General features: G+C 40.5%; 14 protein-coding genes. 5 read left to right on the top strand and 9 right to left on the bottom strand.

The window, feature by feature from the left end; all coding sequences use genetic code 11:
- Positions 1–55 precede the first annotated feature (55 nt).
- From AAFN64_RS01835 to AAFN64_RS01820, 4 genes are all read right to left on the bottom strand, one after another.
- A complete protein-coding gene (locus AAFN64_RS01835; RefSeq protein ID WP_347759094.1) occupies positions 56–1,639 on the bottom strand; it encodes an MFS transporter in 1,584 nt (527 codons plus the stop codon).
- A gap of 3 nt (positions 1,640–1,642) precedes the next feature.
- Positions 1,643–2,692 carry an HlyD family secretion protein gene (locus AAFN64_RS01830; RefSeq protein ID WP_347759093.1) on the bottom strand — a complete coding sequence of 350 codons (1,050 nt, stop codon included), beginning with the start codon at positions 2,690–2,692 and terminating at the stop codon, positions 1,643–1,645.
- Between the two features lie 37 nt (positions 2,693–2,729).
- The gene (locus AAFN64_RS01825; protein ID WP_347759092.1) at positions 2,730–4,088 is read right to left on the bottom strand and encodes a TolC family protein; all 1,359 of its coding nucleotides are present in this window, start codon (positions 4,086–4,088) and stop codon (positions 2,730–2,732) included.
- A gap of 146 nt (positions 4,089–4,234) precedes the next feature.
- A complete protein-coding gene (locus AAFN64_RS01820; protein ID WP_300490563.1) occupies positions 4,235–4,918 on the bottom strand; it encodes a DUF6252 family protein in 684 nt (227 codons plus the stop codon).
- Positions 4,919–5,169: 251 nt separating this feature from the next.
- Here AAFN64_RS01820 and AAFN64_RS01815 point away from each other — a divergent pair, with 251 nt between their 5' ends.
- The 5 genes from AAFN64_RS01815 (at position 5,170) to AAFN64_RS01795 (ending at position 9,326) form a co-directional block, all read left to right on the top strand.
- Positions 5,170–5,706 (top strand): 30S ribosomal protein S16, encoded by a 537-nt coding sequence (locus tag AAFN64_RS01815; protein WP_347759091.1) that lies wholly within the window; start codon positions 5,170–5,172, stop codon positions 5,704–5,706.
- Between the two features lie 17 nt (positions 5,707–5,723).
- Positions 5,724–6,254 carry a ribosome maturation factor RimM gene (gene rimM, locus AAFN64_RS01810; protein WP_300490569.1) on the top strand — a complete coding sequence of 177 codons (531 nt, stop codon included), beginning with the start codon at positions 5,724–5,726 and terminating at the stop codon, positions 6,252–6,254.
- Positions 6,255–6,260: 6 nt separating this feature from the next.
- Positions 6,261–6,968: a methyltransferase gene (locus AAFN64_RS01805; protein ID WP_347759090.1), complete on the top strand. Its 708-nt coding sequence runs from the start codon at positions 6,261–6,263 to the stop codon at positions 6,966–6,968.
- A 229-nt stretch (positions 6,969–7,197) separates the two neighbouring features.
- Entirely contained in the window at positions 7,198–8,376 is a 1,179-nt protein-coding gene (locus tag AAFN64_RS01800) for an acyl-CoA dehydrogenase family protein (RefSeq protein ID WP_300490575.1), read from the top strand.
- A 164-nt stretch (positions 8,377–8,540) separates the two neighbouring features.
- Entirely contained in the window at positions 8,541–9,326 is a 786-nt protein-coding gene (locus AAFN64_RS01795) for a DUF3050 domain-containing protein (protein WP_347759089.1), read from the top strand.
- A 30-nt stretch (positions 9,327–9,356) separates the two neighbouring features.
- Here the strand turns inward: AAFN64_RS01795 and AAFN64_RS01790 are convergent, their stop codons facing one another.
- The 5 genes from AAFN64_RS01790 to AAFN64_RS01770 form a co-directional block, all read right to left on the bottom strand.
- The gene (locus AAFN64_RS01790) at positions 9,357–10,373 is read right to left on the bottom strand and encodes a hypothetical protein (RefSeq protein WP_347759088.1); all 1,017 of its coding nucleotides are present in this window, start codon (positions 10,371–10,373) and stop codon (positions 9,357–9,359) included.
- The gene (locus AAFN64_RS01785; RefSeq protein ID WP_347759087.1) at positions 10,351–11,976 is read right to left on the bottom strand and encodes an FAD-dependent oxidoreductase; all 1,626 of its coding nucleotides are present in this window, start codon (positions 11,974–11,976) and stop codon (positions 10,351–10,353) included. Before AAFN64_RS01785 ends, AAFN64_RS01790 begins: the two co-directional genes overlap by 23 nt.
- Positions 11,954–13,471, bottom strand: a complete 1,518-nt coding sequence (locus tag AAFN64_RS01780; RefSeq protein ID WP_347759086.1) for a polyamine aminopropyltransferase — start codon at positions 13,469–13,471, stop codon at positions 11,954–11,956. The genes AAFN64_RS01785 and AAFN64_RS01780 overlap by 23 nt, the downstream gene beginning before the upstream one ends.
- A complete protein-coding gene (locus AAFN64_RS01775) occupies positions 13,464–13,679 on the bottom strand; it encodes a DUF350 domain-containing protein (RefSeq protein WP_300490590.1) in 216 nt (71 codons plus the stop codon). The genes AAFN64_RS01780 and AAFN64_RS01775 overlap by 8 nt, the downstream gene beginning before the upstream one ends.
- 213 nt (positions 13,680–13,892) lie before the next feature.
- Positions 13,893–15,119, bottom strand: a complete 1,227-nt coding sequence (locus tag AAFN64_RS01770) for a DUF4178 domain-containing protein (RefSeq protein WP_347759085.1) — start codon at positions 15,117–15,119, stop codon at positions 13,893–13,895.
- Positions 15,120–15,122 lie beyond the last annotated feature (3 nt).

Raw genomic sequence — 15,122 nt, 5'->3', positions numbered from 1 at the left:
TTTTCAAATGTACTGCTTTTTAGAGAAAGAATATAACAGAATTTGTTAACAGCCGTTAACTACCCCATACGCGGTTTTTAAACAGATCGAAGGTTTGTTTTAGATGACTATTGAGTAATAATAAGACTACTAAAAACAAGAGTCCGTATCCGATTACGGTAAAAATTTCCATATCCGACAGTAATACCGATTGTTTGGAAACGGTCTGAATCAACTGTTGGACGGCTAATTTATAGGCTTCGTCAGCGGTAAATCCTTTTGCCATAAAACTTTGGGTCAGTTTTGCCAATCGTTCGCCGGTTTCGGGACTTTCGGACAATACAAACTGACGGAGTTTTGTAAAATGCGATCGCTGTAAAAATACCTGCGCATTTTGCAGGATACAAAAACCGATCGTACTTCCCCAAAAACGACCACTTACGCCAACCGTTCCGGAAAAAGGCGCATAATGTGTCGGAACCGACGATACCGTAAACAGCACCAACGGTACAAATAAAATGCCCACCGCCACACCTTGTAACATATACGGAATAAGAATATCCGATAAGGCTACATCCGGCACAAATAAAAAGGTAAACCAAAAATGATAGATCGCAAAAATCAGAAACCCAAGACTAAAAATAAGCCGTGTCGCCACACCTTTTGCCAGAAAAACGCCCGCCAATACCATTCCGATCACATTTCCGATCACATTGAGGTATTGTACCTGTGCCACACGCGACGGTTCCCAGTTCCAAACGGTAAACATTGCACTATGACAAATCGTAAGGGTTGCCCGGGCAATATAAAAAATCACAAAAAGAAAAAAACCGGTTCGAAGGTTCGCATACCGGAACACATTCATATCAAAACAAGGCCTTTTTACCAATTGTTGTCGGATCACAAACAATCCGCCGGTTACTAAAGTTACGATCAACGATAGAATAATTTGCGGCGAATCAAACCAGTATTTCCGTTCTCCGTAAATAAAGAAAAACGATCCGCATAAAATAGCCGTTAACACCAAGATATAACTCGCCCAGTCGACCTGATACAGCGGGATTTTTTTATGAAAACGATTGTTATTAAACGTCAGCATGACCAAGGCCACACAAAGCACCTGAAATATAGCCGAGCCATAGGCCATATACGTCCAGTCGTAATTTTCGAGCAACCAAACCGCTATATTCATAATAAAAGGCGATGCCAGCAACAAGGCTCCATAATTACAGCTAAACCCTATGATCACTGCATTTTTGGATTTAAACCGAGTGATCAGCAATTGACGTAACGGAATCCACGGTAAAGCCATTAATACCCCCTCAACCATCCGTAGCATAATAAATACGGAATAATTATCGGTATAGGCCGACAAGATAAACGTGATTGCCGCCAGGCTGTAAATCGTTACAAAATACTTTTTGGTCGGAAAAAATTTAAACAGTCGGCTTTCGATCATAATCGTGGCCAGAAAGGTTCCGTAGGTTACACATAGCGAAAACTGTAGATCTTCCACATCCACATCCAAAAAACTAGCCGAATAGGTCACATTCGCGGTATATACCCCTAACAATACCATGGAATGCAACATGCACAGAATCAGAATCAGGATGATCGCCCAATTGGGAACCCAAGGCTTAAAAACACTATTTTGCGACATCGCCTATTGGTGTTCGGCTATTACAATCACATTCATCCCCGCCCGTAAAAACTCGGTTTGATCATCGGTTTCAGCCAGTTTGATCCGAACCGGAATCCGCTGTTCGATTTTTACGAAGTTACCCGTCGCATTGTCGGGCGGCAACAGGGAAAAACGCGCACCACTGGCCGGTGATAACGATTCCACCGTTCCGCGGAAAACACGCCCGCGCACCGCATCGGCTTTTAATTCAACTTCCTGACCAATGGTAAGGTATTGTAATTGCGTTTCTTTAAAGTTTGCCGTTACCCATTTTTCCTTACTAACAATCGAGACTAATGTTTGTCCTTCTTTGACCATTTGTCCCGGCTGTATCGTTTTCCGACCCACCCAACCATCATACGGAGCCGTTATTACAGTGTACGACAGGAAAAGTGAGGCATTGTCTGCCATCGCCTGATTGGATTGTACCACCGCTGCTGCCGTTGGTAATTTCGACCGGGTTTCTTTCGCATTTAAAGCCGTTGTCCGGATGGTTTTCTGAATTTCGTTATAACGTGCTTGAGCTGTTTCGTAGGCGGCTTTTACCTGCTCCACTTGTTGTTCGGTCGCAGCTTCTTCCTTTAATAAGGCCTTATAACGCTGGTAATCCTGTCCGGTTTTCCAGACTTCCGTACGTGCCGCTTCGAGCTGTGCTTCCTGTTCCGCGGTTTTATTCGAAACGGTGGCCACGCTGTTTTCGATTACTTTTATATCCTGACGCGCATGGTCAACATCGGCCAACGCACGGTCGAGATGAGACTTGTATTCCCGGTTGTCGATTACGATCAGCGTATCCCCTTTATGGACAAACTGATTTTCTTCGTAGCGCACTTCCTGCACAAAACCAGTTACCCGCGCCATGACCGGTGTAACATATTGATCAACTTGAGCATCGTTGGTTTCTTCGTGGTTGTTATAGAAAATCAGGAACCAGATTCCCAGAACGATTCCGCAAAAAACGATGCAACCGGCTATTACGGTGATCAATGTATGAAAAGAACGATGTGCTCCTGGCGCCTTTTGTGTTCCCATCTTGTAAAAATTGAATTAGAATATTGAGTTGGAATAATTAGTGCAATCGGTCGGCCGTATGTAGTAACTCGTAATACTTCATCGCGGCTTCAATTTTGGTGGCTGTATTTTTATACCGGGCTTCCAGCAATGCATTATCGGCATCGATCATTTCGGTGATCAAAACCAGTTGATTCAGGTATTTTAACTTGACAATCCGGTAGTTTTCGACAGCCAATGCCAATGCTTTTTCCGTCACCGGAATCCGGGCGAGACTTTCCTGATAGTGCGTATAATCGGCAAAGATTTTATCTTCGACCGCATCTTTTACAATGCCAGCTTCCATTTTTTGGCGTTCCGATTGCCGATCGGCAATACGGGATTTTGCTTTGTTTTTATGTAAAGTGGAAAGATTAAACGTGGCTTCAATTCCAACTTGTCCCAATGAGTAGAGATACGGATCCGGCGGAAAAAACATATAGTTCGGATATTTAAAACTGTAATTTCCGAACAAACTGATCACCGGATAATAGTTGGATTTTACCACTTTTTTCTCCAGATTTCTGATTTCAACCTCCTTTTGGACCATTTTCATCTCTTCATTGTCCAAAGCGGCTTTTAAAAAGTAATCGTAACTTTCGATGTGCTGCAATCCGGAGAGTAACTGCGTCGTATCGGGTTCTATCAGTTGACCTTCCGGAAGTTGCATTATGGTTTTTAGGTCGTGCAAGGCTATCGCAATATTTTTGCGATTGGTGAGCGCATCCAGTTCCCGATCGGATAATTGCAATTCGGCACGCAAAACCTCATTTTTGGTTACCGTTCCGTGTTTTTTAAACGACTGTACTTCTTTTAAACGCTCCTGTTCCTCTTTGATACTTTCGGCAATTATTTCCTTAAGTGCCATCATTTTATAGATTCCTAAAAATGAAGCTACAACCTGCAACTTTACGTCATTGGTCGTTTTTTCGGATTTTAAAGCCATCAACTCCGATTCTTTTTCGGCTATTTTTACCGTATGATTGATTTTATTTCCGGCATATAACGGCATTCGGAATGCTGCCGACACGTCGTAAATTTCCGGGATGGTTTTAGTGACCTGTTTCCCCTGAAGAAAGCCGCTTTGAAACTCCGTCAGATTGGTAATTCTGAAATACAGGGAATGCAATTCCACTTCGGGTAACCGGAGTTCTTTTTTGGTTTTGACCGTTTCGCCGGAAATCTGTTCGTCGATATGAGTTTTTTGAATAAACCGGTTGTTTTTTTCGGCTATTTGCCAGGCGTCGTGTAGCTTTAACCGGGTAATTTGTTGGGCGTTTATCGTTACTGTGCCCGAAAGCAGCAAAATGATAGTGAGTAGGTTGCCTGAAATACTCTTCTTTTTGTGGTTTAAAAAAACCAGCGTGTTGCGATGCATAAGTCCATCAATAAATATGAGGCAAAGTTGGCGTGTTTTTACCGAGTGTTAAAATCTTAAAAAGCCAAATATTTATTTATTTCAGACATTTATAATTCATAAAAAAACCACCTCGAAAGGTGGCTTTGTTTATTTTTTATTTCGATTTAGTAAATCGGAATTCTGTAGAATACTCCTTTTTGGTAGTTTACGATACTGTCGTTATCGTTTTTCGCATTAAATTTAAAGCTTCCGGTAATGGTTCCATCCTGAATGCTTTCAATCTTGATTTCTCCATCGCTTCCCTGAACGTTAACCACTCGGAATTTTGCCAGATTATCACCCCCTACAATAGTAACGATATCGCCCGGTACATATCCGGTACCTCTTAAGTGGATTGCTACCGTACTCACTGCTCCGGCTGTCGTTTGAATTGCAACCTGTAATCCGGTTCCGGAACCACCCGATGTAAAAGCAGAAGTAGTATTGGTATATCCAGTTCCTCCGTTTTCTAAAGCAATTTTACTTGCTGGTCCGCTAAAAACTCCTGTAGTATAGATATCTTCCATTCCGTTCATAGTCGAAATAAAGCTGGCTCTGTTACTTTGGTTTGTCGTTCCTAATGGATACGTCCCGTTTTGAAAAGAAGATGTTCTTAAAATCACCTGCTCATCTACCGTGATCCCTTCGATTGTAACCGATCCATCTGCACCAATGGTAGCATGTGCATCCGCAGCTCTCCATAAACCATAGTTCTTTTCACCCTGAAGAGACGGATTATTAAACTGTACATTCTCCTCACAAGAAGTGAATGCTGCCATAAGAACTACAAGAGAAAGTATTTTTTTCATTTTAAATTCAAATTAATATTTGGGTTCTTTTATTTCTACAAAAATAGTTTTTTATCGATAATAAGCTAATAAAATCATAAAAAATCACAAAAACACCTAAGTTATCTTGTTTTCAAAACGATAGCTCCCGTTTTGTCCCTATCAGGACCTAAGGATTTTATGTGTTTTGTATTCGTTTGTATTTAAAAGTTTTATATATTTGCACCCTTATTTAACAGAGGTCGTGTACCTCAAAATTTAATCACAAGATTATGTCAGTAAAAATTAGATTACAAAGACATGGTAAAAAAGGGAAACCTTTTTACTGGATTGTTGCAGCTGATGCTCGCGCAAAAAGAGATGGTAAATTCCTAGAAAAAATCGGAACTTACAATCCAAACACTAACCCAGCTACTATCGACTTAAACCTTGACAGTGCTGTACAATGGTTACACAACGGTGCTCAGCCAACTGACACTGCAAGAGCTATCCTTTCTTACAAAGGTGCTTTATTAAAACACCACCTAGACGGAGGTGTTCGTAAAGGTGCTTTAACTCAAGAGCAAGCTGACGCTAAATTAGCTACTTGGTTAGAGGAAAAAACTTCTAAAGTTGACGCTAAAAAAGACGGTTTAAGCAAAGTTCAGGCTGATGCTAAAGCGAAAGCGTTAAAAGCAGAGCAAGAAGTAAACGCTAAGCGTTTGGCTGCTGCTGAAGAAGCTGCTAAAGCTGCTGAGGCTGTTGCTGCTGAAGAAGTTGCTGAAGACGCTCCTGCTGTTGAAGAAAACAACGAAGAAACTCAAGCTTAATTTACTCCGCGATTCCTATGCGTAAAGAAGAATGCTTCTATTTAGGTAAAATCGCTAAAAAATTCAGCTTCAAAGGGGAAGTCCTGGCTTATTTAGACACGGACGAACCGGAAATGTACGAAGAATTGGAATCAGTTTTTGTTGAATTCAACAATAATCTGGTTCCTTTTTTTATTGAAAGCTGTTCGCTACACAAAAACGATTTTCTTAGAATCCGTTTTGAAGATGTAGCTAGCGAGGAAGAGGCCGACAAATTGCTTGGCTGCCCTTTATACCTACCTTTAAGTGCCTTACCAAAACTGGAAGGCAATAAATTTTATTTCCACGAGGTCATTGGCTTCGATGTGGAAGATACCCGTTTGGGGATTATCGGAAAAATCGTTTCTATTAACGACAGCACCGCACAACCTTTGTTTGAAATCGAACATAACGGAATCGAGATTTTAATTCCGATGATTGACGATTTTATCGTTGCGATCGACCGAGCCAACAAAAAAGTGGTACTGAATACTCCGGAAGGTCTGGTTGATCTCTACCTGAACAATTAAAACCTTATGTTTCAGTTTAAGCAATTTACCATAGCACAGGACCGCTGCGCGATGAAAGTGGGTACCGATGGCGTTTTATTAGGCGCCTGGACTCCGCTTAACCATCATCCGTATAGCATTTTGGACATTGGCGCCGGAACCGGTTTAATTGCATTAATGCTGGCACAACGCAGTACCGCCGAACAGGTCGACGCCATGGAAATTGACGAGGAAGCCTACGAACAAGCCGTCGAAAATTTCGAAAACAGTCCGTGGAACGATCGTTTGTTTTGCTATCATGCCGCTTTGGATGAATTTGCAGAAGAAATCGAAGACGAATACAACCTGATTGTTTCCAATCCGCCTTTTTATACCGATACCTACTATTCTCAAAACGAACAACGCGATTTGGCCCGATTTGAAGATGCCATGCCGTTTGAAGATTTGGTTGAAGCCGCCTCGGTTTTATTGTCGGATAATGGTGTTTTTGCCGTGATCATTCCGTTTAAAGAAGAAGAACGTTTTATCGGACTAGCTCAGGAATGCGAATTGTTTCCTTTTAAAATCACACGGGTTAAAGGCACACCTACAACTGAAACCAAACGAAGCCTGATCGCTTTTTCCCGAAATCCGGAAAATCAGCCGGAAACGGACGAGCTTATTATTGAAATCGCCCGCCATCAATATACTCCGGAATACACCGCACTGACTAAAGATTTTTACCTGAAGTTATAAAACATCTTTTCATCTTTCCTCCATCTGATTATTTGTTATATTTATAACAAAATGTATCCGTTTTGGCTATTTTACTGTTTTTTAAATTTTTCCCATTTTCAAAACAAAAATATTTTTAAATCGGTGGAATTATACCTCTAAAATTTAGGACAATTCGATATTATAGCGTTCTATAGTGTTGAAAAGTTGATTTTGTTTGCTTACTTTTGTGAACCAAAATTTATAAACAATGAAACCAGACTTATTTCAAGCTCCTGATTATTACCTATTAGACGATTTATTATCAGACGAACATAAATTAGTACGTGATGCTGCCCGTGCCTGGGTAAAACGTGACGTATCTCCAATTATCGAAGAATATGCTCAAAAAGCAGAATTCCCAAAACAAATCATCAATGGTTTGGCAGAAATCGGTGGTTTCGGTCCTTATATTCCTGTAGAATATGGTGGTGCCGGATTGGATCAGATCTCTTACGGTTTAATCATGCAGGAAATTGAAAGAGGTGATTCTGGTGTACGTTCAACTTCTTCTGTACAATCTTCATTGGTAATGTATCCAATCTGGAAATACGGTAACGAAGAGCAACGTATGAAATACCTTCCGAAATTAGCTACCGGAGAATTTATCGGTTGTTTCGGATTAACAGAGCCGGATTACGGTTCGAACCCGGGTGGTTTAGTGACCAACTTTAAAGATATGGGCGATCACTATTTACTAAACGGTGCTAAAATGTGGATTTCCAATGCGCCATTTGCCGATATCGCTGTGGTTTGGGCTAAAGACGAACAAGGAAGAATCCACGGATTAATCGTTGAAAGAGGTATGGAAGGTTTTACAACTCCTGAAACGCACAATAAATGGTCACTTCGTGCTTCGGCTACCGGTGAATTGATTTTTGACAACGTAAAAGTTCCAAAAGAAAACTTATTACCAAACAAATCCGGATTAGGAGCACCACTAGGATGTCTTGACTCGGCACGTTACGGAATTGCATGGGGTGCTATCGGTGCTGCTATGGATTGCTACGATACGGCTTTACGTTATTCAAAAGAGCGTATCCAGTTTGACAAACCAATCGGAGCGACACAATTGCAACAAAAGAAATTAGCTGAAATGATCACTGAAATCACTAAGGCACAATTATTAACCTGGAGATTGGGTGTATTGCGTAACGAAGGAAGAGCTACATCGGCTCAGATCTCTATGGCGAAACGTAACAACGTGGATATGGCTTTAACCATTGCTCGTGATGCACGTCAGATGTTAGGTGGTATGGGAATCACAGGTGAATATTCGATCATGCGTCATATGATGAACTTAGAATCGGTTGTAACTTACGAAGGTACACACGATATTCACTTATTGATCACAGGTATGGATGTAACCGGATTAAACGCATTCAAATAGGATTCTAAAATCCCTATATATTTAAAAAGAGCTTTATACAAGCTCTTTTTTTATGATAAAAAACAAGCTATTATAAAACCTATTGATCGCTTTATACGTAAATCAATGTTAAAAGCTATTCGCATAACCGCTAGCTTGTTTATTTTTGTACTAAACTTTTACCAATGAATATAAAATCCATCAATAAAAAAATCCAACCTCAAAAGGATATCCTTTTGAGCCATCCTTTATACAGCCAGATTCAAAATATAGACGACCTGCATTGTTTTCTTGAAGGACATGTGTATGCCGTTTGGGATTTTATGTCATTGCTAAAAGCATTACAATCCAAACTAACCTGTACGACGACACCATGGTTTGCTACTAAAAATCCGGAAACCCGTTATTTGATCAATGAGATTGTACTCGCAGAAGAATCCGATATTTCATTGGACGGAAAACGACTGAGTCATTTCGAAATGTATATCGATGCGATGAACGATTGTCACGCCAATACGACACCGGTATACGAATTTCTGGACAACGTAGTGAACACTCAGAATATTTTTGTATCGATCAAACAAAGTAGCTTACATCCCAATATCAAGGCTTTTCTCGACTTTACGTTCCGCGTAATCGAACAGGGAAAACCACATGAAATTGCCGCTGCTTTTACCTTCGGACGCGAAGATCTGATTCCGGGTATGTTTACCGCCATTCTAAAACATTTTCAGGAGAATTTCCCGGCTACCGATCTTTCCAAGCTGATTTATTATTTTGAACGTCATATCGAATTAGACGCAGATGATCACGGTCCAATGGCAATGCAGATGATCAGCGAACTTTGCGGTGAGGACTCCGAGAAATGGAGCGAAGTGGAAAGTGTTTCTATATTGGCACTCGAAAAACGCATCGGACTATGGAATGCGATTGAAGAAAATATCCGCCAGAAAAACCTGGCAACCACATAAAACAAAAAACATCCTTTTCAGGATGTTTTTTTATTTGGATTTCCATATAAATCCGTCCAATATATAATGTGTAAACTGCGGCACAACCAACAAGGGTACCAAAAGAAAATGCAATGTGGTAAGATCGAATCGGACAGCCGAAAAATGTTCCTGCCAGACCGTGACTTCCCAGAGGTATTCTTCGGCAAAAGCTATACTCAGCAAAATACCGATATACAATGCTATCTTTTTATAATTTTTAAGCCCCTGCAATATTCCGGTGCTACTTTCATTTTTAGATTCAATTTCTTTTAAATAGACCAATGCCATATAAGGTATTCCATGCGAAACGACGTTTAGCGCTGTAAAAATCAAATCATTATTAAAATATACAATCCCGAAATACCAGGACAAAGCCGTTCCGACAATCACGGTGTTCTTCGGAATATTAAAGTAACGCTCTTTTACAGCTTTATAAACCGTTCGCACGACATAGGCTACAAGTACCAAAACATAGCCAAACTGTAGTGTTTCCAACAGCGTAGCATTCTGAAACTGCAGAAATTCCCGTGGCATAAACCAGTTAAAATTTCGCGATGGGGATAAAAACCAGTACAACATCGGATATCCGGTTGCCGTATAAATTACCAGACTGTCGAAATAGCGGCTGTACTTTTCTCTGGCTTCGTTTCTGGAATACAATCGCATAAAACCATATTGCTGTCGGATAAAATGAAAGACAGCCACATAGGCCAATACCGACCAGAAAAAGGCTTCCCCAAAGGAAAACAAGACCATCCCTATTATCAGGCAGAGTATCGGTAATCCGATTAATAATTTTTTCCGCTTTTGAAATTCAGAGGCGACAAAATAGGTTTTAAACAAGGTGGCATAAACATGCGCGACATCAATAAATACGATCAGGAACAACCAGGTATAAAACGAATAGTGTTGTTCGGCCCAAAGGATTTCTTTCTGAAAAAACACAATTACCGCCAGCACCAAAAAGGGAGGCAATAGGATAAACAGGCTATCTGATTTGGCTTTATGAATCCAGGGTTGCATCATGTATCATTTTATTAACGGCATTAATACCCTGATGAAAAGCTTCTTCAAAAATGGAAATTCCGGCCAGATCCGAATGGGCAAAATAAATTCTGTTGCCAATAGATTGTCCGGCCTGTTCTTTTTCTTTTCCGAATAAAAATCCGGGAACAGGACTAATCATCCCATGTCCTAAAAGGTGGATATCAATCGCTTCGACATATTGCTCAATATCCGGATGGGCTTTACTCAAATCGGAAAGCACCTGCCGCTTCCAATATTCCTTATCCTGCTTATATAGCTCTCTTCGGCTTTGTGGTATGTTTGCCGACGAAAAACTATGATAATATGTAATTACTTTTTTAGGCTGTAGTTGCTGTAAGGATTGATGCTGATCATAAATATATCCCAATCCTTTAGCATCGTATATAACATTGTCCCAACACAACGGATAACTGTGGTTGTCGATTAATTCTGTCACCGTTACTGTAGCCAGCAACCAGGGCGCATAATGAAATGCTTTTGAAAACTCCTGCCTACCGGTCAGTAAATACTGATTTACAAATTGAGGCGTAGCCAGAATTACCCGATCAGCTACAATGGTAACCGACTCCTGCTTTTCACTATCGAATGCAGCTATCACTACGGAATCATTTTTAATTTCGGCCTGATACACCAAATGCTTTTTCAATGTTTTCTGATCGGTGTATTTTTTCAAATGCGATGCCAGTCTTGCATTTCCTTCCGCCCAGGTTAGCACATTTTCTTTTTTATCGGATGTTGCATCGTGCTTCCTGCCACAGAAATAATGAATCCCCGCCCAAGCCGAAACATAGGCGATTCCCAAACCATAATCGTCCCGACAACAATAGTCAATATAATTCCGTAAAGCCTCCGTCGTAAATCCGTTGCGATCCATCCATTCCTGCATCGTAATCGTATCTAACAACCGCGTCTCACTATCTGTTGAAGACAACACCAACGGGATATCAAACAGATAGGCTCCGTCCAAACCTTTTGCTTTTCTAAAAAACTCCATTTTGTCAAAAAACCGACGGAACTGCTCTTCTTCCGCCTGAGTAGCTCCCAATCGCGGAACGAGACCTTCCTGCCAGCTATTTTTATAATACAACCGTTCCTGAGGCGAAAACGTCAACTGTTCCTCATCGAATACCGGAAAACCTTTGGTATCATAACCGGTAATTATTTTGGTTTCTCCCAGAAATTGCAACAGTTCTTTATCCTGAAAATTGGGCAACGGAAGATAGTGCGCTCCCAACGGGTATTTCGAGTACCGGTTTTCGCCATTGGACGAATTCCCTCCCAAATGGTCTTCCAGCTCAACTACTAAAAAATCGGTTATTCCTTTTTTATGGAGTTGTCTCGCCGCACTAAGGCCAGCAATTCCGCCACCTACAATCAGATACGGAATATGAATTTCCCGAACCGGCTTCGGAAAGTTTTTCGCCCAAAGACGATGCCCCAAAATATGGTTCGTTCCTGTGAGTCGCAACAACAGTCCTGTGGCTTTCTGTTTACAGGATTGCACCAGTGGAATCAATAGCAATGAAGCCGCGATTCCTTTTAAAAAAGTACGTCTTGACTTATAATTTTCCCCACTCTTCATCGAAATAGCGCACTAAGATCTGATTATCCAAACGATTTATTTCCACTGTATTGGCAGTCATATCTTTGGAAAAAAAATTAAGTTTATCAAACTGATAATTGTAAAAGCGTAATCCATCCGCTTTCCGGTTTACAGTCGAGAATGCTGCCGACGGATTAAGTGCTGCAATTGTATAGCCCCATTCACCAAACGAAGGCACATAGGCATGATAGGCATCGACTTGCGGAAAAACTTCATTTATGGTCTTATTGATACACCAAAAAGACTTTGGTGCAAAATAAGGCGATGTAGTCTGAACCACTATAAAAGCATCCGGACTTAGAATATGCTGTAAGGATCTGTAAAAATTCAGGGAGTACAGTTTTCCTAAACTGTAATTGGACGGATCCGGAAAATCGATAATAGCCACATCAAATTTTTCCGGACAGTTTTTAGCCCAGATATAGGCATCCTGATTGATCACTTTTACTTTTGGATCGGTCAGGGAATTTTTATTAAATCCGGTTAGGATCGTATTGGTTTTAAATAGTTTTGTCATTCCTTCATCCAAATCGACCAACGTAATACGCTTTACCTCTTTGTATTTCAGAATTTCCCTAACGGCTAACCCATCGCCTCCTCCTAACACCAATACATGGTCGACCTTTTTGGCAGCGGCCATTACCGGATGTACCAAAGCCTCGTGATACCGGTATTCGTCGGCAGAACTAAACTGAAGGTTGTTATTTAGGTATAAACGGTAATCGCTTTTATTATGTGTTAACACAATTCGTTGGTAGGGTGTGGAACTCGTATACACAATATTTTCGCCGTACAATTTCCCTTCGGAAAAGGACAGAATAGCTTCCGAAAAGACAAAAACAACCAACAATAGAAAAAACGAGGCTATCGCTTTTACTTTTAAAACAAACGGACGGTTTAATTCTTTTTTAAGCAGAAAACACAAACCAATCGCAATTGCTATATTGATCATACCAAAAAACAAAGAGGTCCGCATTACACCCAATTGCGGAACCAAAACCAACGGGAACAATATAGAAGCTAATAAAGCACCTATATAATCGAAGGTAAACACATTGGATACCAGATCGCGGAAAGCCACCCGGTCTTTCAGGATATTCATTAGCAACGGAATTTCCAGACCAACCAGACAGCCCGTAGTAAATACGAGTAGATACAGAATAAACTGAAAATAATCGACACTTTCGAATAACAGAAACAGCACCACGGAACTTAAACCACCGACTAAGCCCACCAATATTTCGATTTCGACAAAGGTGTCCAACAGTTTTTTGGTAATGAATTTTGAAAAATACGACCCAATTCCCATTGAAAACAGGTATACACCAATGATCAATGAAAACTGTTTTACGGAATCACCTAACAGGTAACTCGCCAGTGTACCGGCAACGAGTTCGTATACCAAGCCACAGGTTGCAATTGTAAAAACGGCGATAAGCAATAAAAATTCAAATCGAAGGAATTTTTTACCCATGAATCGCTGCGCTTACTATCATTGAAATCCCGATAATAAAGGCCGCCAGCACAATTGCTACCGCCACATTATTCTTTTCGGAAATTTCTTTCCATGTATTTTCAGGTGTCAATTTTTCGATTACAAAATAAGACCCTAACAAGATCAGTAATCCCAACACGGAAAAGACCAAGGAGTTTAAAATGAGTTTTGTACTGATAAAATCCATATTTTTTATTTTTTGGTTATTTATGATAAAATCGGTTTACACGATGAGTACGCGATTCTGACGTACCGTATTTTTCAACCGTGGCACAATCGCAGATCCGGTTTCCTCCGATTACAAATTGCAAATACACCAAATAAATGACTAGCCCTAATAACAGTGGCCATTTATTTTGCTTTATATAGGTTTGCATATTATTTTTCATTGTCATCGCTATTATTCATAAGGAGTATACGGACTATCGTCCCATCGTTTTATTTCGTTATACAGCTCTCCAAAGTAGGCAATTAATACAATCACAGCCATAATAATAACCAGCATCCAAATATTCCAATAGGAGGCTTTATTCCAGGTTGCCGTTACTTTCATACCGGTATTATTCAGGTCTTCCGGAGCTTTTACAACAGTTATCGCCAGGTGGTATTTTCCGGCACCTATACCGCAGATACTGAAGCCGTCCGATTGATCGCCTTCGGTCCAGCTTTCGCCTTCCGAATAACCGTGATAATATTCGACATCTTTATTCGCATATATCTCTTCGTTTGTGTCTTCATTTACCAAAGCGACCTGTGCATTGGCCCACGAATTATCCACTCCGGAATGTACGGAAATGGTTAGTGGCGATGCGCCGCCATTAAGTGTAAACGCCGGGGAAATATACTCTTTGTCATTGTATTCGCTAAAAGAAATATCATTGCTAAAAACTACTTCTTCCTGCTTATCGTGATACACATACAAATGCGTTAACAGAATCAACAAGGTTACCGAACACAATATCAAAGCCAGTTGTCGGACATTAAAAAAATAGGGTTGCACCAATCCGATACCAATCCGGTTAGGCAATTCTTTCGTAGGCTTAAAAATACGTTTTATCTGATTCTTTGAAATATGTTCACCTAAAAAAACCGTCCGTTCTTCTTTTTCTAACTTTTCAAAAGAGATCATATACGGTGGTGCGATAAGTTCAGCCATCGTTATCAGTCCTGTTGGCAAATCAATATCAAAAAAACCGGCCGCTGCTGCTATTCTCGGTCTTGCAATATCATACAGCTTAAAAACCTTGTCATTATAATCGATTATTTTGGGATGCCCTTTTGCAAAATCATCCGGAATTTCTCGTAACAAAATCCAGTGTCCACTTACTTCCGATAAATATAAAAACTTCCCTGTCGTTGAGGCCAGAACATACTCTGTCCAATAGTAATTCATATATTCTTTAACAACAACGCCCGTAACAGTATACTCTTCTTCTTCCAGTGTCCCTTTTAGTCCCAGTGTAAGACCACCGATCTGTTTGTCGTATTTGTATTTATCTTTAAACGTAAAGTCACCGGTTTCGGTTGCTTTATAAATACTGAAACAATTGGAACAGACAAATTGTTTCACCGGAAACGGCACTTCAATATCTGTAGGGGTATCACACTGATAGCACGTAATTCTCATTCC

Source organism: Flavobacterium sp. CAU 1735, from assembly GCF_039888695.1.
In the GTDB taxonomy this organism is placed as follows: domain Bacteria; phylum Bacteroidota; class Bacteroidia; order Flavobacteriales; family Flavobacteriaceae; genus Flavobacterium.
Note: the sequence above shows the minus strand (reverse complement) of the source record. Positions and strands in the feature narration are given on the sequence as shown.